Raw genomic sequence first — 19848 nt, forward strand, 5'->3', positions numbered from 1 at the left:
TGTTTGTTTGGTAGAAATGAAAAGCTACAATACTTTTGAAATACCATAACATTAGTAGGTTAAGTTTATGGTAGATTTGGGGCAAAAAGGGTGGAAGTAATTCCACCTTTTTTATTGGAATAAACTCAACTAATTCAACTTTAAGAGATTATATTCATTTTGTCGGATATATTTACCTTTCGTCTAAAAAGTTTTTTTGATAAAGATGCCTGCCATACATTTACTAAACCATAACATTAGTAGGTTAAGTTTATGGTAGATTTGGGGCAAAAAAGGTGGAAGAGATTCCGCCTTTTTTATTAGAATAAAGTCAAATCTTTCATTTTCAGCCTTTACACTTACTTTGTCGGATATATTTACCTTTCATCTAAAAAGTTTTTTTCATAAGAATAGCTGCCATACATTTACTGAACCATAACATTAGTAGGTTAAGTTTATGGTAGATTTGGGGCAAAAAAGGCAGAAGAGATTCTGCCTTTTTTATTTTTTTTAGAAAAGAGAACAAAGAGAATAGAAAAAAGATCAAAAATTGAGCATAAAAAAAAGACGAACACTATTTGCGTTCGTCTTTTCTCTTTATTCTTTACTTTATTTTCTTATTTATCTAAAGCAAATCTTCTTGCTACTTCTGTCCAGTTAATTACACTGAAGAAAGCTTCAATATAATCTGGTCTTCTGTTTTGATAGTTTAAGTAGTAAGCGTGCTCCCAAACATCCATTCCTAAGATTGGAGTTCCACCGTTACCAGCAACTTCCGGCATTAATGGATTGTCTTGATTTGGAGTACCTACAACTTCTAACTTCCCTCCTTTTTGCACTGTTAACCAAGCCCATCCTGAACCGAATTGTGTAGCACCAGCTTTAGCAAATTTTGCTTTAAATTCTTCGAAAGTTCCAAAAGAAGCTTCGATTGCAGCTAATAAATCTCCTGTTGGCAATCCGCCTCCGTTTGGAGACATTACAGTCCAGAATAAATTGTGGTTGTAAAAACCTCCTCCATTGTTACGAACTGCTGCGTTAGATTTATCTAAGTTTATTAAGATGTTTTCGATTGTTTTTCCCTCTAAATCTGTTCCTGCAATTGCAGCATTAAGATTTGTAGTATATGCATTGTGATGTTTTGTGTAATGGATTTCCATTGTACGTGCATCAATATGTGGTTCTAATGCATCATATGCATAAGGTAATTGTGGTAATTCAAAAGCCATGATATTAGGATTTTTATGGTTTATAAATAATTTATTCCAAATTTAGACATTTAACTTTGGAATTGAAAATACTATTTCGTTATTATTCTATTTAATTAATTTATAAATCCATTTTTTAAAATTTAAAAACCTGTAAATCTTTACTTTCCGTTAAAAGTAGTCATTGTGTTTTCTAATCCGGCAGTTCCAAAAGATTTAATAATTTCAACAGAAGTTTCTAAACGTTCCGGCAATTTTGAGTTTTCATCATCATTCCATTCTCCCAAAACATAATCGATCTGTTGTCCTTTTTTAAACTGATCGCTAATACCAAATCTAAAACGGGTATATTGTTGCGTATTTAAGACAAGATTGATGTTTTTTAATCCGTTATGACCTCCGTCACTACCTTTTGGTTTGATTCGAATTGTTCCAAATGACAGGTTTAAATCGTCTGTAATGACCAAAATATTTTCCAGCGGAATATTTTCTTTGTCCATCCAGTATTTTACCGCTTTACCACTCAGGTTCATGTAAGTATTTGGTTTTAAAAGAAGAAATGTTCTTCCTTTAAACTTATATTCAGCTAAAGATCCCAGTTTTACGGTTTCAAATGAAAGACCTTCCTTTTTTGCTAAAAAGTCTAGTACTTTAAATCCGATATTATGTCTGGTGTTTACATATTCAGCACCAATATTTCCTAAACCTACAATTAAATATTTTTTACTCACGCTTTTTATATTGTTTTTTTGGTGTTCGTGAACCTCCGGTTTCACATTGTCTCCTGTGTTCTCTTCTTTTTGTGTTGATGAAAACAGTTTTGTTATCCATTTTATCATTTGGCAAAAGTATGATTAATTAGAGAATGTGGCAATTTGTTAATTAGATAATTTGAAAATGTGAGAATTAGATAATTGCCTGTTGGCCGTGATTTAACCGCAAAGTTCGCAAGGGTTTTGCACAAAGGTCATGATGGAAGGCACACGGATGACACTGATTAAACCAATGTACACCGATTTTATTTTATCTGACCTGATTACAAGACGAAAAACTTAGCACCTCAGCATCTTAGCGACTTAGAATCTTATGAAAAAGATATTTTCTTACTAGCCCTGACAGGAACGGCATCCTTTTTCCTGCTCCTTTAGCAGGGAAAAGATATAGCGAATGGCAGGAATGTTACGTCTTATGAAAAACGGGATTTTCTGCTTCTAAAAAAAACAATAATCCCAAAAAAAGGGCTTCGACTCCGCTCAGCCTGACAAATATTACACGTGTCAGATTGAGCGGAGTCGAAGCCCTCCCGCAGTAAAAAAACTTAGAACCTTAGCATCTTAAAACCTCAAAAAAAAAGCACCAATCTTTCGATTGATGCTTTTTATATTGATTTGAAAAAAATTATTTTTTCTTTCCTTTTGCAGGAGCTTTTGCAGCTTTTGCAGCTTCTTGAGCAGCTTTCATAGCAGCACGAGAAATTCTTACCTGAGCAACAACTGTGTTGTCCGGGTGCATAATTTTGTACTCTGGTTTTCCAACTTTAGTAACGTATAATTTGTTACCCATTTCAAGTGGAGTGATGTCAGCTTCAACAAAATCAGGAAGATTTTTAGGTAAAGCTTTAACTTTTAATTTACGAGTGTTTAAACGTAAAACACCTCCAGCAAGAACACCTTTTGATGTACCAACAACTTTTACAGGAACTTCCATAGTGATTTCTTTATCATCAAATAATTGAAAGAAGTCAATGTGTAAAATTTTGTCAGATACTGGGTGAACCTGAATGTCTTGCAAAATTGCATTGAATGATTTTCCTTTTCCAAGTTCGATCACAACTGTGTGAGCGTTTGGAGTGTAAACCAAGTTTTTGAATGCCGCAGCGTCCGCTGAGAAATGTACTGCCTGATTTCCTCCGTATAACACGCAAGGAACCGCTCCAGCATTACGTAAGGCTTTAGTTGACACTTTGCCCACGCTTTCTCTTTCTGATCCTTTAATTGTAATCGATTTCATTGTAAAAAAATATAGTTATTAATAAATATTCTTAATTTGCTGTAAGCTTTAAGCCATAGGCTTTAGGCTTTTTTCTGTAATTTCTAATAGCTTATGGCTTATTGCCTAAAGCTTATAGCTTTTACATAATGAATTTTCCACTAATGGAATTGTTGTGGTGCACCATGTGCATAACTTCGGCAAAAAGCGGTGCACAACTCACTACTTTTATTTTCTTTGATTCTCTCTTTAATGGGATAGAATCGGTTACGATTAATTCGCTTAATTTCGAATTCTCGATTTTTTCGTAGGCGTTACCGGATAAAATAGCGTGTGTACAAATTGCTCTAACACTTATTGCTCCTTTTTCGATCATTAAGTCGGCTGCTTTTGCTAAAGTCCCGCCTGTATCGATCATATCGTCTACTAATATTACGTTACGACCTTTTACTTCACCAATCAATTCCATAGTATCGATAACGTTGGCTGCTTTTCTTTGTTTGTAACAGATTACTACATCTGATTCTAAAAACTTAGAGTAAGCATATGCTCTTTTTGAACCTCCCATATCCGGAGATGCAATAGTTAGATTTTCTAATTTTAAACTTTCTACGTATGGTAAAAAGATTGTAGATGCAAATAAATGATCTACTGGTTTTTCGAAAAATCCCTGGATTTGATCTGCGTGCAAATCCATTGTCATTACTCTTGTTGCTCCGGCAGCATCTAATAAATTAGCTACTAATTTCGCTCCAATTGGTACTCTTGGTTTGTCTTTTCTATCCTGTCTTGCCCAACCAAAATAAGGCATAACAGCTGTAATATGTCTTGCTGATGCACGTTTTGCCGCATCAATCATTAATAACAATTCCATCAAATTATCGGCCGTTGGAAATGTTGAGCACACGATAAAAACGCGTAATCCTCTAATTGATTCTTCGTAAGACGGCTGAAATTCTCCGTCACTATACGTTGACATCGTTACTTTTCCTAACGGAATTCCGTATTGTTCTGCAATTTTTTCTGCAAGATAAACACTTTGTGAACAAGCAAAAATTTTAGCTTCTGGTTCTAGGTGCGACATTATAATTTGTTGTTTTATTCCGCTACGTTTGTACAATTTAATTTTACTGAAAAACAGTAAAATCAAATACATATAAATGCCTCGGGTGTAGTTAGTTGTGTGTGCTTCGTTTTAACGAGGTGCAAATTTAGAAAATTTATTGGACACTGAAAGGAAAAATTTAAGTATTTTTATTAGAACATTTAATTTAATTTTTTACATTTGCACCGTGTTAAAGGAATAAGCACAATTATGACCTCATAATTACTTATTCTATTGCGTTAAAATAATTGATTTATTTCATTATTTTTTCGTCTGCTAAGCCCGGATGGCGGAATTGGTAGACGCGCTGGTCTCAAACACCTGTGGGAAACCGTGCCGGTTCGACTCCGGCTCCGGGTACATTAACGGAAAAGCTGTCATTTTTGACGGCTTTTCGTTTTTTAATACCTTCTAAAGTCCCGCTATTACTAGTCAAAACCTCAATTACCTCATTCAATTTAGTGGTTCGACAATTTTCATTTCCAAAAATTAGTTTTTCAGAAAATATAGCTCCTGCCAATATCCTTTTTCCTTCGTAATCGCTATTCACAAAGAATTCTTGTAAATTCATAAGCAACTTAAGCCCCGATTCAATATCTGATTTAATTGAGTCTGTTTTTAGTCCCAGAATTTCAATTTCATTATTAACCTCATTTAGTTCTTTATTAATTCGAGAGACGATATTATTAAATCTATCTTTATCAATATCTTTTGCCAATAACATATCTTCCGCATCTTCTATTTTACCTTTTAAAGTCCTTTGAAGCTCTTTTTTTAGCTTTAACTGATTTTCTTTATCTCCATTAATTTGAGACTCAGAATCTTTTAAAATATCGACATAAAGCCCTTTTGCACTTTCATTAATTCCTAATTCAGCTAGTATGTTTCCAATTTTAGAATGTGCATACTCAGCACGAACCCTAGTTTCACATTTATTTCTACAATGATAATAAGCGTATTTTTTATTTCTACCTCTAGATAAACTACCTGTAATTTGACCTCCACAAACTTCACAAATTAAGAAATCACGCATTGGAAATTCTAAATTTTTATGAGAAGGCTTTATTCCATGCCATCTTTTTCTTTTAAAGACATCCTGTACTTTATTAAATGTCTCAATGTCAATTAAGGCTTCATGTCTCCCATTAACAACCATCGCAGGTTCTTTCTTGTATTCAGGAACTGATATCTTACCTATATAAATGATATTTTTGAGCATTTCACTAAAGGAGCTTTTTTCCAACTTCATTCCATCTGCTCTCAATCTTTTTCGGATAACTTCGACAGGTTCAATATTTATAGCCACTTCATGAAATGCTCTTTTGACGAAAATTGAATAGTCATTAGCTTTTAACGTAGACTTTTTAAGCTCATTGCGGAAATTATTATAACCGTACGGAGCTTTTCCCGTAAAATATCCATCTTTTTTACATTGATAAGTTCCTGCTATGGTTCGACTTGATATCTTATCCCGTTCAACCTCGCCTGCTGTCAAATATATTGACAGCACCATCTTATTATCTGAATTACTTGTATCTAAGTATTGTTCAGATGCATTTAGTTCAATCCCCATTGAATCAAACTCTCTTAAAACAGTCAATGCCTGCTCCACATTACGAGAAAACCTATCCCACTTGGCAAAAAAGACTTTATGAATTTCTTTTTTATTGGCTTTTGCATAAGTCTTTAATTTTGACCATTCTGGTCTGTTAAAGTTTTTTGCAGAGTGGTCTTCTCTATATACCTTAACAATATTATAGTTTCTTGCTTCACAGTATCTTCTTAATGACTCTTCTTGGTAATCAAGACTAAAACCTCTTTGAGCTTGCTCATCCGTACTCACACGGCAATATATTATTACATTTATATTATTATTCATTCTATTTGCTTTTTGTTTTTACTTTATTTTATTTACTTTATTTTTAAAATGTACTTCAGCGAATTTATATAGCACATCTCTAATTAATTTTACTTCTTCATTGGTGTATGTAACACCTTTTCTATTTAATTTTTTTTTACACTCTGTTATACTTAACAATTCTATTCTCAGTCACCCATCTCAATTTTTATTAGGGAGGAAGATTAGTTATTGGGACTAAATCCCGTTCAGAATGTTTACGACCAGTAGACACTCTTTGTTTATTTCCATAAATTATTCTGGAAATAATGTGTTATCTATCATCATCAATGTAGACTTCAGGAAATACTTTGATGAATTAGGAATTCTAAGCACCTCATCATCGAAAATTGTTCCTCCTCCATAATCGACATACACGAATTCAAATGGAAGACTCCCAGTAGACTTATATTGTTCAATAAAAGATTCTCCTATTGAACATCCATTATCCACATCATCCTCTAAACTTATTAAAGGATAACCTTTATGAAGAGTCTTCCCATCACTACTATGAGTAACACTCACCTCATCTGGTTCTTCAGAAAACTCTTCATCTATCTCAACACTTTCACGCAAAACATCTTCGAAAAATTCCGACTGTTGAACATCAACAAAAACTAATTTTCGTTTTCTTCTTTTTCTATTCCATGCATAATCTCCATCCTTATTTTTCTTAACTGTTGGTAGAATACTAATCTCTGATTTTTCAAGAAAGTCATCTGAAAATATCCATTTTTCAATTTGCAGAACCTCAGCCTCACGTAAATCATTAGCATGTTTTCCATCGTTATATGGTCTAGTATTAAGATAGCCAAAACTCTCCAAATATTGGAAATTCATTTGAATAGTCTTCTTTTTATAAGTTCCCAACTCTTCTGCTAGAACACCACTTGTTTTAAAGTATGGTTGTCCCTGAATTTGTCTTGATATCACATCACTTATGATTATTTTCTGAAGAAGAGTTAACTCTTTATTTTTCATTACTTTGGGAAATAAACGAAGGAAATTATCTAACCCGTCAGATTCGATTTTTTTATTTTTAAACATTGCATTATAATATTATTACCCTCAATTCAAATTGAAGATTTATTGGATTACTATTTAGTATTAATCAGACCGATTAACACTGTAAACTAAAATATTTTATGATTTTTAAATAAATCCTCTTGAAAGGTGAAGAACCATTTCTGATTGAAGGTTTATTAATTATAGTTTTTTCAAAACCCGAATTTAATCTACCAGACAGTTGTCTTTTTTAGGCGCTAAACTCCTTTAGTTGTCAAACGTTAAATCACTCAAATAACGCACTTTACTGACTTATAACAAATATACTTCGGAATTTAGAGATAGCCAATAAAAATAAATTTTGGTGTTATTTTATTTTCTCATATATTGGCCGAATTGATTCAAAATAGCATAACCCTACCTCTCAATTAGCATAGTACTGCCATAAGAAACACATAGGTATACTACCTAAAACTGATACAGTATACCTTCTGGAAAGTAATAAAATAAGAATACAAATAATATTAAAATAAGAAAAAGTATAAGAATAAAATAATTCATATTACATTGAAGTAATCTTATTCTCTGCAAAGAAACATCATCAAAAAAATAAAAGGTAGCCTACGGCAACAATTGGATATTATCATTTAAACACTATACCAACAAAAAGATTTATAAGTATAATAGGCATGTAATTATATCTACATAAAAACTTACCAATTCTTTTTCTATATCACTCCTATCTTGATAGCACCCCCCTTCTACATAGCCCCCCCCTAGGGTAGCCCTCCCCCCATAGAAATCAAATCACCAAAATGCTTCTATTCGTTACCTCTCTTTTATATACACAAAAAAAAACACACTGCCTTTATTACCTATGATGTCAAAAAAATATTTTTAGCCAAAAACGGCTATTTTATGCACTTAAACAGCACTTTTTTGAACTATTTTGAAGCGATTTTGAAATATAAAGAGCACGTATTAAACGAACTTTTTTGCGTTAAAAGAGCCTTATTTGCTAGTATTTGAGCATTTATGCGATTTCACTTTAATCAAAAAACAAAATTTGTAGTTTTTTTACATTTATTAAGCACATACATTCAAATTAAATGAAATTCTTATGTTTCAAAATATCTAATACTGTTTTATAAATTAATAATGAATGTCCAATTGCTGTTAAAAAAATGTTGTTACTGTTGGGTGGATTATCCAAAAGATTATCTAAAATGATATCCTTGTTATTTACCAAATTTAAATCCATGTAACTATTGATTAAACTTTTATCAAATTGATATAACGTTTCTCCCTTCTCAAATATCATCTGCGCAATTTGAAAAAACTGCTCGTCCATATTGTTTTTGCTCAAAAAATTAAACTTTTCTATTACCGTATAAGGAATTGCAGTTATAAGTTTTATTTGCTCTTTATCATTTTTTAAACCAAAATCTTCAAATCTTTCAAATAATAAATTATACGTTTCAGTTTCTTTTTCTTGAAGAATATTATTGTCTTTTTGCAAATTCCTTATCCCTACAAATAGATTCTGATTTTCTTTAATTTTATCTTTTAAATCAATACTACTCTCTTCTAGTGCCTTTATATTTCCAGCATTTTCGTTGCTCAAATTACTATGCTTCTTATTTAAAACATTAAGCTCAACATTTAATTCTTTATTTGCATTTTCTAATTCTACACTTTGCTTTTGTGATAAAGAGTTTTTTTGTTCTAATCCAATAATTTTTTCTCCTGCTTCATCTAATTTATTAAAATATTCATCCCTCTGTTTTCTTACAGTTTCAAATCTATTTTTATTTACGACTAACTTACTAACCGTTAATTCATTTAACCTTGGAGTAACATTGTGATTAACAATATTTACGATAACTCTTGTACCCACAATTAAAAAGTAGCCTAAAATCATTAGAGCTAATGCAAGTCCTATATTAAGCAATAAGTCCTGCCACCAGATTTTATTACTGTAATAATTGACAATAAAAGCTTTTTTATCATCTAATGTACAATCATCATCGAAATTGAATAGTGTATAAACCAGTTCCCAATTTCTAATCAACCATACTAAAATTAATGTTCCAAAAAACGGATTACTTGTTTTTTCTTTTATATTAGAAATAAATGATGATAAAACTTCCATAATTCTATTTGGTATGATTTAATTATTAAACTTTTGCTTTGTTCCTTCAAGAATTTTCAGTCCCTTTTCAAAAAACACTTTTGCTTCCTCAATCTCATTTTGAGTAATAGAACTACCTTTAGTCGGAACAAACATCTCTCTTATATCAACATCCAGTGCTTCTGCCAACTGAAGCAATAAATTTATTGTTGGCAAATTTTTCTCTGATGAAATATTGGAGATTGTTGTCATGCTTACACCAACCCTACTAGCAAGTTCTTCTCTAGAAATTCCTTTCAAATTCATCAATTGTTTTAATCGTAATATTTCCATTTCACTTTTTTTACAATCCAAAGATAATCAAAAAATAAAGCAAGACTTACTTTATATTAATAAAAATAAAACAATATTTGCTTTTAAGTAAAATATTACTTTACTTTGTCATATAATAATAAAGCATCACTTGATTTATGACAGCAACAGAATTTAAATTAGAATTAAGAGAAATCAAAGAAAGCCTAAAAGGACTAACTCTTCAATTGGTAACTCAAAATGGCTATAGACCATATTTTAGCCTAAAAGATTTTGGTAATGCAGTTTTAAACGAAGAGTCAAAAGGAAATGATTTTAGAATAAATCAAGTTTGGACAGATTGCGGAACACTATCCGTAAAATCAATTAAAAATCTTGGAGAACTAATCAGAACAAATTCTGTTACTGCAATTCAATTTGAAAGCTTCTGGAATCCTAAAACACCTGAAGAATATATAAAAAGCTTTGGAGCATTAGACTAACGTCATTAATAAAAACATGGAAACAACATCAAGAACGATGCAAATTGCACATACAATACTAGAACAAATTAATTATGCGGACAGAAGTGCTTTAATGGCATGGGGAGCCAAAAGCTTTTCCGCAATTAGTGAAAGCAAAGAATTTGAAGGTGGATTATCTTTTCAAGTAAATGGATTAAAGCACAAAGGATGGGTAAAAATTTGTCTTCGTTGGGTTGACGATTACACAATAATATTCATCAACAAAAATCGTGAAGTAGTTAAAACCTTTGAAGGAGCATATTGTGATATGTTGGTTCCTGTTATCGATTGGATTGAAGGAAAATAAATTTCAATCATGTTTTAGTTTTAGACTATAACCATAATCTAAAACAGCTAAACCTCGCTAAAGCATCATCAAATAAGTCAAATGTTTTAAAATAATTCAGAGTCTAATTTTAAAGCGAAAATCAATTAAAATTCTAAGTTATGTTTTACTTCTATTCTAGAATCTCTACTACCCAACAAAATTCAAGTCGCCAAATCGAGAATTTCAAAAATCACATTGGCTATGACCCAAAATTTGTCTTCATTGAAAAAATTCAAGGAAATATTCCATTTATGCAACGTCCTGAGGCAATAAAAATGTTTGATGAAATTACAAGTCAAAATAATTACTGCACTGTCGTAGTGGATTCAGTCGATAGACTTGGGAGAAATTTATTAGATATTCTAAATACTATTGAATTATTTACTCAAAACAATATTAATCTTAAATCTTTAAAAGAAGGATTCTCAACCATTCTTGATAATGGACAGGAAAACCCAATGGCAAAACTTGTGATTTCAGTGATGGGGAGTATTGGCGAGATGGAGCGCAACCGTATTAAAACTAGAACTGCCGAGGGTGTAGCAATTGGCAAAGCTTTGGGTAAATTCACAGGTAGAAAATTGGGAAGTATCCAAACTGACGAAAAGCTTTTACAACGACACCAGACTATTGTCAAAAAACTTCTAAAAGGTTTAACTATTCGTGAAATTTCTAAAATTACAGGAGCATCTTCAGCAACGATAACCAAAGTAAAAAAAGTAATGCAGTGTAGACAAATGAAATAATTACAACTTTTTCTATGCAATTAAAAAACAATCATTAAAATAAATAACAAATCAATTGTTCAATATATTATGTTACTTTGGAAAGAAATATAATATATAAACCAAATGAATGAACTTGTAGAAATATATTGGAATTTTAAAAAATCGCCTCTTAAATTTTTAAAAAACAATCTTAACTTGATAGTAATTTTACCCGCTTTATTAGGCGGTATGTGGCAGTTAATTGAACTTTCAAGAATTTCATTTTCATTTATTCGCTTTTTTTCTGTAAGTCAAATTATACCTGACGGATTACTTGTACTATTATTTTTAACAATATTTTCGATTTCAGTTTTTATCCTATTCTATTTTTGGAAAAAACTCGATGATGATACTAATACTGATGATACAGAAAAAAATGTCTTTACTGTAAAAAGAGGAAAGATTTTTTTATCAATATTATTTCTAATCCTAGTTTTTGGCTGTCTGATTATTGCCAAATATTCCAATGATTATTTCATAGCGAATATCGAAAAAATACCAAGCTTATTTCTATACTTTCCCGTAAATATATTAATTACACTTTTCGCTTTTGCCTTTATAAATCTTTCAATATACTTCTGTAAAGATGTTGAATTACTTCACCACTTCAGAAAAGTAGCTCCTATTTTTGGTGTAATCTTAGTATTTATCCAAGTAACAATGTTATTTGAATTCATGGTGAAATTTCATGATGTCTTTCTACTTCCTGCTGAATTAAAAAATATAGACAACTTGATTTGTAAAGCTGAAAAAATTGAAAATTCTGCAACTTTTGAAATACTATATTCAAATGATAAATATATTTTTGTGAAGTGTCATAAGCTTGTTAAAGACAGGAACGGTAAATTAAGACCAAGCGAAATAAGAATTTTTAAATTTGAAGATTTATTGGATGATTCTGCATGCATTGGCAACAAAAGAATGAAGGAGAAAATTGTTAAAGATTCTATTAGAGATTCAAAAATCCCTATAATAAATGATTAAAATTTTACAAATACAATTCCAAAAAATCATGAAAATTTAAGTTAAGACTAAAAAAAGCAACTCGTAATTTGAGTTGCTTTTTTTTTTGAACTATCTACAGGTTGGACAAGTACTTCTTCTGGCTTCACTGCAACATTTCATTGAGCAGTATATTCCTATCGAAGTCGAAGAATCCGTACTGTAACATTCTGATATTTTTCCAAGATGTGTGTAATGTGTTCCACTGAACGATTTTCCACACCATGAACATTTTTTACTTGAAGAACTAGTTGACGACGAACTATAGCCATAAGTTGGTTTTTCCTCTTTTTCTTTTAACTTCTTCTGGAAGGTGGCTATTCTGTATTTGATTCCATTTATGAGTTCATCATTATTTTTTGATATTCCTCTTTTATTGCAGTCAGACGTATAGCTTTTGATATCCTCGTTCAATTTAGTATAGTCCACAATTATTTTTTCATATTCCCAATCCATCTTTATGGTATCTTCTCTTGCTATCAATCGTTCATTCTCTTTAATACAAGCAGTTTTTCTTGCCTGTAGGTCAGCTGGCAAATCATTACAACTGATTGCGAATAAGGAAACTATTGCCATCAATAGAAGCCGATGGCAGTTTTTAAAATTTAAAACGGCATTTAATATTTTTCTCATTTGTTTTTGGTTAAAATTTAATTAATGTGATTTTTAAAAATTATCACAAATATACAAATTATAGCACAAGTGCTATAATGATTTTGTTTTTTATATGTTCTTTTTGACAAGTGGAAAAGAATGAGACAAAATCGAGAAAATTAATCTTCGACCAAGAAGGTTTGGAATTGTTAGCTAAACGATTAAAAGAGATACGCGCTGAAAAAGGGCTATCACAAGAAGAGCTGGCTTATCGTTCTGAAATAACTCTTTCACAAATTGCTAGAATAGAAACTGTAAGAATAAATCCTACTGTAAGTACTATCTTCAAAATTGCCAGAGCGTTAGATGTTGCTCCAAGTGAAATATTTAATTTTGAATTAACTCCACCTTCAACTGAATAAATAAGTGATTTTAAATAACACAAAAAAGCCACTTCAATTATGGAGTGGCTTTTTTGTGTAGTGTCTGTCAAGAAAACTAATCTATTAAAGTATATATACTAATATCACTCATAATGAATTCTCTAACATCATCAATGTTTTCATTAAACATATCATCATCAACAGTAAATATATCTCTTGCAGTAGCGTTAAACTCATCCAGAATTGTATCTGAATTTATTTCTGCGTTATCTTCATATTGAACACGCATATATATTATCAAGTGCTCTAATTCTATTCTTTTCATAATATTAAAATTTAATTTTTTGTCCATTTGATGTTAATCCTAAATACTTACTTTTTTCAACTCTGACAAAAGCATCATAATATCTCTTAGTAATTTTACAAAAAAATGCAAAATCACTATGTTGCGTCTCATTCGGATTAAAATATAATTCAGAATCAATTTCTATAGCCATTGAAATAAATTCCTCATTATTGTCAATAAAGCCAAGCAACTTCCCAAATAGTGTCTCCGCTATCCAAAGAGTTTTACCTATCAGTTCTCCTTCTAAATTTAGTTCATTAGCTTCAGTAACAAAATGTTTTGCAAGGTCAATTAAATCCACAGGTTCATTTTCTACAGAATCATCTTTTAAAACGGATAAAACCGTTTCCCATACATTATCATTTTGCTCAAATATTTTAATCTTTGAATCTTTTTTCGAGGCAACTACCTTATACCATTTTTTGTCATGGAAAATCGCATACTCAAAATCGCACAATTTTGCTGAAGCAATTGGTAAGAAGTTTATAATTATATCTCCACTATCAAATTTGCCTATAATTTGAAATTCAGTTAATGAATTAATCATTGATTGGAATAATTCTTTTTTATCCATTGCTTATTTTTAATTGATTTATACGTTTTTAATAATAATTTTTAGCGAATATAAATCTGCTGAAGTTTGAATGTTTTCCGAATTAGTTATCGTACAGATTTTAAAATTGAACGTTGGAGAAAAATAAAAAACTATTCATTTCTGAATAGTTTTCGTAGTCCGTTTTTAAGAATACTTAAGATTTGTCTTCCTCAATTTTTGTAAATGTGCCCGATATTTTAGCATCTTCTTTTTTATTATCACTTTTCCAACGCCCAACATTCGTAAAAGTGAATTCGCCACTCATTGTAATACCATCAAAATATGTGATTTTTAATTGCCCAATTGTAGTGTTTTGTAAGCTATAAGAACTATTCGAAAGCCCTCCGAAACTTATCTTAAAATCAAAATTAGATGATTTAACATCATAAACTTGACCTTGTTTCACATCACTTCCAATATCAAAAGTTATATATCCTGGGCCTTCTAAAGAAATTTCCGTAGCTGAAGCGATATAAACAATGTAACCTCTTAAAGAATATCCATCACTATATTGATTTTTACTCCATTTAAAGGTGTGTGTATTTTGATATGTTGGGGCTTTTGAATCAAAATATTCCTGATAAGATATATCATTAATTTTCAATGAAACTTTTGAATCTTTATTAACGCCATCAGCATTAATCGCTTCATTTAATTCATCAATATCACTACTGCAACTATAAGATATTGTCATAAGAAAAGTACAGAAAAAAATCTTCATAAGTAATTTTAAATTATTCATTGTATTGTTTTTAAGATTAATATAATCCAAAACTAACTCTATAGAAATATTAAAATTTGAACAACTAGTTCTCGTACAGATTTTATGATTAATCGTAAAAAATTATAGAATTTGAAAACGTAATTCCACTGTAGTTCCTTCTTTTAAATTGGAAGTAATTATTATAGGATTAGAATTATGAGCATCGAATAGGGCAATACGTTCTTTCGCTAAGTCAATCCCTTTTGATGTGTGAAGTTTATTTAAATTCATTAATTGCATTCCTTTTCCGTTGTCTATAATTTTACATAACAAAAAGTTATTTTGCTTAGTAAACGAAAGAGTTAATTTTGGATTTGCTGAATGAGAGTCAAATGCATGGACAAATACATTTTCAATAAATGGTTGAATTAACATTGGAGGAATTTCAATTTCAAATAAATCTAATTCTTCAGCAACGATAAGCTCAAACTGAATGTGATTTCTAAATCTCATATTTTCTAGGGCGACATAAGATTTTAGATATTCAATTTCATCAGATAATGCAATTTTTTGAATTGATGAATTATTCAATGTTTGACGAATTATCTTCGAAAATTCTCCCATATACATTAAGGCATCATCTGTGTTATTATCGATAATATAATTCTGGATAGAGTTCATTGCGTTAAAGATAAAATGAGGGTTCATTTGGCTTTGCAATGCCTCCATTTTTGTTTCCGCTAAACGTTTTTGAACCTCTGCCTTTGCTCGTTCCTCCTTTTTTATGATACGAATCCGATTAATATAAATGAGGTATCCACATACAAAAACAAAAATAAAACAGCTTATTACAAACCACCAAGCTTTCCAAAAAGGCGGAGTTATTACAATATTTAAAATATCATTTGAATGTATTTGACCAGAGTACAAATCTTTGGTTAGTAATCTAATTTTATAATTACCATCTGGCAGATAAGTAAGATTAATATTTTTATCTTTTGTCCATTTACTCCAATTAGAATTAGTTAATCCAAATAGCTTATATCTGTATTCTAGCTTATTACGATATAGTGCAAATTGAGGTTCAAATGCAATTGAAATCGTGTTCCTATTATATGGTAATTCAATTTTATCCGAATTATAATTTAACCATTTAAAACGATTTTGATTTATCTTTTCAAAGTTGACTTCAATTCCTGTAACTTTTATTTTTATAGAATTGTTTTTGGCTGAGACATAATCTTTAAAGTCATATTCATAATAACCATTTTGAGTTCCAATTTTTAAAATAGTTCCTTCAATATTTGAGGAAGTAAAAACTTTAGCTCTTAAGCCTTGTTCCTCATCAATTAATCTAGTACTGCCGTTTTTATAAATATTTAAACCCTTTTCTGTACCTATAAACAAAATGTCTTTGTAGCATTCCAAAAATGAAATCGAATTACCAATTAACTCTTTTCGATTAATTTTTTTAATTACTTTAAATCCTTTTGAAACATCAATAACAAAAACATCTCCGAAAGAGTTTGCAATTACAAGTTCACTTTTATCATTAACTTTAGCCTGAACAAGTTCTTTTTCATTCCATATTTTATTTAAATCACAAGAAACGGATTTATCATTTTGAAAGATATACAACCCACCTGATGAAGAAGCAATATAATATTTACCATATAAAGAATAAATGCCGAAAGCATCCCTTGGGGTATTTTCGTCTGACAACTCATATATTTTAAAACCTTTATTATTTCTAAAATTTTCTGATTTATAAAACTTGCCATAAGCAACTTGATAAATTATTGCATTTTGATTCAAAAAAGTATAAGCACTTACAGAATACGGAGAATAAAGCGTTATTTGTCCTTTAGAATTAATTCCAAACAATCCAATCGTTGAATTGACCCAAATAACTGAATTCAATACCTGAATGCTTCTTAACTCAATACCTTTTAGCGCCTTTGCATCAGAAGACACATTGTGTTCAAAATATCTAAATGTTGAATTTTCTTTATACCATTTACTGGCAAAATTATAAAACATCTGATTTGTAATTTCAGTAGTAATTTCTTTTCCGCTAAGAAATAGTAGCCCATCCTTATGTAGAATAAGCTCATTATTCCCCATCTTCTTAAGACATACTATATCTAGTTTTGATTTATTATAAAATGATGAAGGATAATATTTAATCTGTTGTTTCAAATCAATTTTAAATAGTCCTTTATTTATAGTCCCTACATATAAGTTGTCAGTTGAAGAATCATAAAACAAACTCCAAACTTCAGAACTTTCGATACCAAACTCTCTATTAAGATTAACAAGTTTATTATTTACTTCCTTATAAATTCCCCCCGTAGCAAAATTAATTCCATTACCTGCTACATAAGTCACTCCTTTTTTATCAGTGACAAAATTCCAAAAAACACTACTCCCAAAACGAATGTTGGATTCTTCATTTTTTAAATAATCGGTAATTTTAATTTTGCTTATGGATTTACCAATTGCATCACTATGACAAATAAAAAGACTATCATTTTTCTTATGAATTGAAAATATATCTGGTTGTTTATGATTTATCAATTTTATACTTTCTGTAGACAAATCAACTCGCCAAAAACCATCATTAAAAGTTCCAAAATAGATTTTAGAGTTTATTTCAACAAAATCCATGACTTGAAATAAATTCCTGCAACCAACAATTTTCTTACTGAAAATGATTTTTTTAGAATTGATATCAAGCACAGAAATTCCAAATTCTGTTCCTACATAAAGGAAATCTTTATGAATAAATAATCGTCTAATTTTGTCATGAATTAATCCTTTCTTTTTACTAATGACTTCAAATTTTTTGCCATTATAAAAAGTCAAGCCTCCTCCATGACTACCAAACCACATATTATGATTTCTATCTTCAACAATCGACCAACAACTATTATGAGCCAATCCATCAGAAACATAGTAATTCTTCACTCCACCATTTTGAATTGCTGATAATCCATTTGCTGTTCCAACCCATAGAATTTCCCTACTATCTTTAAATATGGAATAAACACTATTATTTGGCAATCCATCAATTGTAGAGAAATTCTCCGATGGAAATTGTTGTGAAAAAGCTATTTCAACAAAACAAAACAGTATAAATAAAAGGTTATTTTTTCTGAATGATAGCATTTATAAATTCTTCTTTTTTTCTAACAGATACAGGAAGACTTTCCCCATTGCTAAGTTCCACAAGGAGTTCATTGGTTTTATTAAATCGAATAACATAATTCAGATTTACTAAATATGATTTATGAATTCTTTGAAAAATGGAACTTGGAAGAAGTTCTTCAATATATTTCAAAGTTTTAGATAAAGTTATATTTCTGCCATCTAAGCAGACAATTTTACAATAATTACTATCTGCCTCACAATAAAGTATTGCGTTCGTTTTAAGCAACTCAAATCCATTTTCCGTCGGCAATGCTATTCTATTAAATTCAGAGCCTCCTGTGTCAATATTCTCCAGAAGTAACTTTAGTTTTTCTTCTTGGGATGCTTTATGTTGCTTTTCATCATACTTTTTAACAGTTTCCAACAAATCGATATAATTGATTGGCTTTAATAGATAATCTAAAGCACTACATTTTATAGCTTCAATTGCAAACTCAGAATGAGCAGTGGTAAAAATTACTTCAAATTTTACTTTATTTAATTCTTTTAAAAGTTGAAAACCATTTTTGTTAGGCATTTGAACATCTAGAAAAACTAATTCTGGATTATATTTTTCTATAGATACAATAGCTTCATCAACACTTTCGCACTTATCAAGAATTAGAAATTTATTTGGAAAATAACGTGTTAAAAGTTTTTCTAAGAACTCTCTTGCGTTGTATTCATCGTCTACAATTATAGTTTTAATCATTTGATAAATGTAAAATATTTTATTTATTTGATAAGATTCAATTAGTAAACGTACATTAAAGTGGAGTAATCGGATTATAAATCTATTGTGCAAAAAAAAATAGAATATACTATCTTAGACGAATTAAGAAAACATTTTTTTTAAAATTAACTACTTCTTTTATTATGAATAAAAATGTATTAGATTTTTGGCAAAAATATGAACTAATAGAATCTACAAAAACATTTATAGCAATTTCTAATAATCCAAAGAGCTGTAGATTTTGCAATTTAGATGAACAACATACAACTTTTAATACTGAAGCTCATCTTATTCCTGAACTTATGGGCGAAAATAAAATTATAAGTTATGACGAATGTGATAAATGTAATAATAAATTTAGTAGATTTGAATCCCATTTATCTATATTTTTCAGACCTTATTTAACAATAATGGGGGTAAAAGGGAAAAAAAAAGTTCCAACCTTTCAATCAAGAACGGAAGATGGAAATGAACATACAAGAACTATTATAACAGTCAATGACAACAAGCGAAATGTTATCTTACAGAATCTCGATGATTATCAAATTAGTAAAGAGAACAAGACTTTCACAATAACATTTAGAAAGCCCCCTCATAAACCTTTTCTAGTTTATAAATCTCTTGTTAAAATTGCGTTGTCACTTTTACCTAGTGAAAAAATCAAAGACTATAAAAATGTGTTCGATTGGATTCTAGACAAGTCAAGTGAAACAGATGCATTTATCACTGCATTTATCACTGTGATAAAAGCGGGGAAATTCCGAAAACCTTTTGCTGAATTATATTCTGCAAAAAGAATCTATTATAAAAATCACTTTTTACCCGAAATGACTTGTATAATTGGTTTTGGGAATGTTGTCGTTCAAATATTTCTTCCCTTATCAAATACGTTTGATTATCAAAAAGCAAAATTAAAAACCCCCAATTTAAACTTATTCCCCTCAGTCATTTATGACAAAAACAAAACTGTATTTAATTTTAAAGCAATTGATTTAATTGAAAAAAACTCTATAACTTATAATGAAATACTGCATTTTTCTTTTGAAGATGCCGAAATTAATATACCTCGATGATAACTA

General features: G+C 30.1%; 20 protein-coding genes and 1 tRNA gene. 7 read left to right on the forward strand and 14 right to left on the reverse strand.

The window, feature by feature from the left end:
- Positions 1-596 precede the first annotated feature (596 nt).
- The 4 genes from A4F88_RS05760 to A4F88_RS05775 all read right to left on the reverse strand — a co-directional run bounded on the left by A4F88_RS05760 (position 597) and on the right by A4F88_RS05775 (position 4260).
- Positions 597-1208: a superoxide dismutase gene (locus A4F88_RS05760; RefSeq protein ID WP_068841604.1), complete on the reverse strand. Its 612-nt coding sequence runs from the start codon at positions 1206-1208 to the stop codon at positions 597-599.
- A gap of 140 nt (positions 1209-1348) precedes the next feature.
- Positions 1349-2026, reverse strand: a complete 678-nt coding sequence (pth, locus tag A4F88_RS05765; protein WP_068841605.1) for an aminoacyl-tRNA hydrolase — start codon at positions 2024-2026, stop codon at positions 1349-1351.
- Between the two features lie 559 nt (positions 2027-2585).
- Complete coding sequence (locus A4F88_RS05770; protein ID WP_068841606.1) at positions 2586-3197, reverse strand: 50S ribosomal protein L25/general stress protein Ctc; 612 nt, start codon at positions 3195-3197, stop codon at positions 2586-2588.
- A gap of 121 nt (positions 3198-3318) precedes the next feature.
- Complete coding sequence (locus A4F88_RS05775) at positions 3319-4260, reverse strand: ribose-phosphate pyrophosphokinase (RefSeq protein WP_068841607.1); 942 nt, start codon at positions 4258-4260, stop codon at positions 3319-3321.
- Between the two features lie 301 nt (positions 4261-4561).
- Here A4F88_RS05775 and A4F88_RS05780 point away from each other — a divergent pair.
- Positions 4562-4641: transfer RNA gene (locus tag A4F88_RS05780), tRNA-Leu, on the forward strand.
- On the opposite strand, the gene A4F88_RS25905 is transcribed toward A4F88_RS05780, so the two are convergent.
- The 4 genes from A4F88_RS25905 to A4F88_RS05795 all read right to left on the reverse strand — a co-directional run bounded on the left by A4F88_RS25905 (position 4595) and on the right by A4F88_RS05795 (position 9647).
- Positions 4595-6160, reverse strand: a complete 1566-nt coding sequence (locus A4F88_RS25905) for a recombinase family protein (RefSeq protein ID WP_394332901.1) — start codon at positions 6158-6160, stop codon at positions 4595-4597. The genes A4F88_RS05780 and A4F88_RS25905 overlap by 47 nt on opposite strands.
- Positions 6161-6433: 273 nt before the next feature.
- Positions 6434-7159: a hypothetical protein gene (locus tag A4F88_RS05785; protein ID WP_162268786.1), complete on the reverse strand. Its 726-nt coding sequence runs from the start codon at positions 7157-7159 to the stop codon at positions 6434-6436.
- A gap of 1129 nt (positions 7160-8288) precedes the next feature.
- The gene (locus A4F88_RS05790) at positions 8289-9335 is read right to left on the reverse strand and encodes a hypothetical protein (protein ID WP_068841609.1); all 1047 of its coding nucleotides are present in this window, start codon (positions 9333-9335) and stop codon (positions 8289-8291) included.
- An 18-nt stretch (positions 9336-9353) separates the two neighbouring features.
- Positions 9354-9647 (reverse strand): helix-turn-helix domain-containing protein, encoded by a 294-nt coding sequence (locus tag A4F88_RS05795; RefSeq protein WP_068841610.1) that lies wholly within the window; start codon positions 9645-9647, stop codon positions 9354-9356.
- A gap of 137 nt (positions 9648-9784) precedes the next feature.
- On the opposite strand from A4F88_RS05795, the gene A4F88_RS05800 reads away from it, so the two are divergent.
- From A4F88_RS05800 to A4F88_RS05815, 4 genes are all read left to right on the forward strand, one after another.
- Entirely contained in the window at positions 9785-10108 is a 324-nt protein-coding gene (locus tag A4F88_RS05800; RefSeq protein ID WP_068841611.1) for a hypothetical protein, read from the forward strand.
- Positions 10109-10124: 16 nt separating this feature from the next.
- Positions 10125-10436, forward strand: a complete 312-nt coding sequence (locus tag A4F88_RS05805; protein WP_068841612.1) for a hypothetical protein — start codon at positions 10125-10127, stop codon at positions 10434-10436.
- A gap of 140 nt (positions 10437-10576) precedes the next feature.
- The gene (locus A4F88_RS05810; protein WP_068841613.1) at positions 10577-11203 is read left to right on the forward strand and encodes a recombinase family protein; all 627 of its coding nucleotides are present in this window, start codon (positions 10577-10579) and stop codon (positions 11201-11203) included.
- A gap of 105 nt (positions 11204-11308) precedes the next feature.
- A complete protein-coding gene (locus A4F88_RS05815) occupies positions 11309-12208 on the forward strand; it encodes a hypothetical protein (protein WP_068841614.1) in 900 nt (299 codons plus the stop codon).
- A gap of 90 nt (positions 12209-12298) precedes the next feature.
- On the opposite strand, the gene A4F88_RS05820 is transcribed toward A4F88_RS05815, so the two are convergent.
- Complete coding sequence (locus A4F88_RS05820) at positions 12299-12859, reverse strand: hypothetical protein (protein WP_156062654.1); 561 nt, start codon at positions 12857-12859, stop codon at positions 12299-12301.
- Positions 12860-12969: 110 nt separating this feature from the next.
- Between A4F88_RS05820 and A4F88_RS05825 the strand changes: the two genes are divergently transcribed.
- Positions 12970-13242 carry a helix-turn-helix transcriptional regulator gene (locus tag A4F88_RS05825; RefSeq protein WP_082815711.1) on the forward strand — a complete coding sequence of 91 codons (273 nt, stop codon included), beginning with the start codon at positions 12970-12972 and terminating at the stop codon, positions 13240-13242.
- A 76-nt stretch (positions 13243-13318) separates the two neighbouring features.
- Here the strand turns inward: A4F88_RS05825 and A4F88_RS05830 are convergent, their stop codons facing one another.
- From A4F88_RS05830 to A4F88_RS05850, 5 genes are all read right to left on the reverse strand, one after another.
- Entirely contained in the window at positions 13319-13528 is a 210-nt protein-coding gene (locus A4F88_RS05830; RefSeq protein WP_143155006.1) for a hypothetical protein, read from the reverse strand.
- Between the two features lie 4 nt (positions 13529-13532).
- Positions 13533-14123 carry a hypothetical protein gene (locus A4F88_RS05835; protein ID WP_068841617.1) on the reverse strand — a complete coding sequence of 197 codons (591 nt, stop codon included), beginning with the start codon at positions 14121-14123 and terminating at the stop codon, positions 13533-13535.
- 175 nt (positions 14124-14298) lie between these two features.
- The gene (locus A4F88_RS05840; protein ID WP_068841618.1) at positions 14299-14886 is read right to left on the reverse strand and encodes a hypothetical protein; all 588 of its coding nucleotides are present in this window, start codon (positions 14884-14886) and stop codon (positions 14299-14301) included.
- 102 nt (positions 14887-14988) lie between these two features.
- Positions 14989-18015: a sensor histidine kinase gene (locus A4F88_RS05845; protein ID WP_068841619.1), complete on the reverse strand. Its 3027-nt coding sequence runs from the start codon at positions 18013-18015 to the stop codon at positions 14989-14991.
- The gene (locus tag A4F88_RS05850; protein ID WP_068841620.1) at positions 17993-18748 is read right to left on the reverse strand and encodes a LytR/AlgR family response regulator transcription factor; all 756 of its coding nucleotides are present in this window, start codon (positions 18746-18748) and stop codon (positions 17993-17995) included. Before A4F88_RS05850 ends, A4F88_RS05845 begins: the two co-directional genes overlap by 23 nt.
- 164 nt (positions 18749-18912) lie before the next feature.
- Between A4F88_RS05850 and A4F88_RS05855 the strand changes: the two genes are divergently transcribed.
- On the forward strand, positions 18913-19842 hold the full coding sequence (locus A4F88_RS05855; RefSeq protein ID WP_068841621.1) for an HNH endonuclease: 930 nt from the start codon (positions 18913-18915) through the stop codon (positions 19840-19842).
- The last annotated feature ends 6 nt before the right edge of the window (positions 19843-19848 follow it).

The sequence above is a fragment of the Flavobacterium chilense genome (assembly GCF_001602525.1).
Lineage (GTDB): Bacteria > Bacteroidota > Bacteroidia > Flavobacteriales > Flavobacteriaceae > Flavobacterium > Flavobacterium chilense.

What these genes read in the sequence shown, in the direction of transcription:
- A4F88_RS05810 (WP_068841613.1), top strand. Translation starts at nt 10,577, where the DNA reads ATGTTTTACTTCTATTCTAGAATCTCTACTACCCAACAAAATTCAAGT.
- A4F88_RS05855 (WP_068841621.1), top strand. Translation starts at nt 18,913, where the DNA reads ATGAATAAAAATGTATTAGATTTTTGGCAAAAATATGAACTAATAGAA.
- A4F88_RS05820 (WP_156062654.1), bottom strand. Translation starts at nt 12,859, where the DNA reads ATGAGAAAAATATTAAATGCCGTTTTAAATTTTAAAAACTGCCATCGG.
- pth (WP_068841605.1), bottom strand. Translation starts at nt 2,026, where the DNA reads ATGATAAAATGGATAACAAAACTGTTTTCATCAACACAAAAAGAAGAG.
- A4F88_RS05770 (WP_068841606.1), bottom strand. Translation starts at nt 3,197, where the DNA reads ATGAAATCGATTACAATTAAAGGATCAGAAAGAGAAAGCGTGGGCAAA.
- A4F88_RS05845 (WP_068841619.1), bottom strand. Translation starts at nt 18,015, where the DNA reads ATGCTATCATTCAGAAAAAATAACCTTTTATTTATACTGTTTTGTTTT.
- A4F88_RS05835 (WP_068841617.1), bottom strand. Translation starts at nt 14,123, where the DNA reads ATGGATAAAAAAGAATTATTCCAATCAATGATTAATTCATTAACTGAA.
- A4F88_RS05800 (WP_068841611.1), top strand. Translation starts at nt 9,785, where the DNA reads ATGACAGCAACAGAATTTAAATTAGAATTAAGAGAAATCAAAGAAAGC.
- A4F88_RS05815 (WP_068841614.1), top strand. Translation starts at nt 11,309, where the DNA reads ATGAATGAACTTGTAGAAATATATTGGAATTTTAAAAAATCGCCTCTT.
- A4F88_RS25905 (WP_394332901.1), bottom strand. Translation starts at nt 6,160, where the DNA reads ATGAATAATAATATAAATGTAATAATATATTGCCGTGTGAGTACGGAT.
- A4F88_RS05840 (WP_068841618.1), bottom strand. Translation starts at nt 14,886, where the DNA reads ATGAATAATTTAAAATTACTTATGAAGATTTTTTTCTGTACTTTTCTT.
- A4F88_RS05775 (WP_068841607.1), bottom strand. Translation starts at nt 4,260, where the DNA reads ATGTCGCACCTAGAACCAGAAGCTAAAATTTTTGCTTGTTCACAAAGT.
- A4F88_RS05805 (WP_068841612.1), top strand. Translation starts at nt 10,125, where the DNA reads ATGGAAACAACATCAAGAACGATGCAAATTGCACATACAATACTAGAA.
- A4F88_RS05760 (WP_068841604.1), bottom strand. Translation starts at nt 1,208, where the DNA reads ATGGCTTTTGAATTACCACAATTACCTTATGCATATGATGCATTAGAA.
- A4F88_RS05850 (WP_068841620.1), bottom strand. Translation starts at nt 18,748, where the DNA reads ATGATTAAAACTATAATTGTAGACGATGAATACAACGCAAGAGAGTTC.
- A4F88_RS05795 (WP_068841610.1), bottom strand. Translation starts at nt 9,647, where the DNA reads ATGGAAATATTACGATTAAAACAATTGATGAATTTGAAAGGAATTTCT.
- A4F88_RS05785 (WP_162268786.1), bottom strand. Translation starts at nt 7,159, where the DNA reads ATGAAAAATAAAGAGTTAACTCTTCTTCAGAAAATAATCATAAGTGAT.
- A4F88_RS05790 (WP_068841609.1), bottom strand. Translation starts at nt 9,335, where the DNA reads ATGGAAGTTTTATCATCATTTATTTCTAATATAAAAGAAAAAACAAGT.
- A4F88_RS05830 (WP_143155006.1), bottom strand. Translation starts at nt 13,528, where the DNA reads ATGAAAAGAATAGAATTAGAGCACTTGATAATATATATGCGTGTTCAA.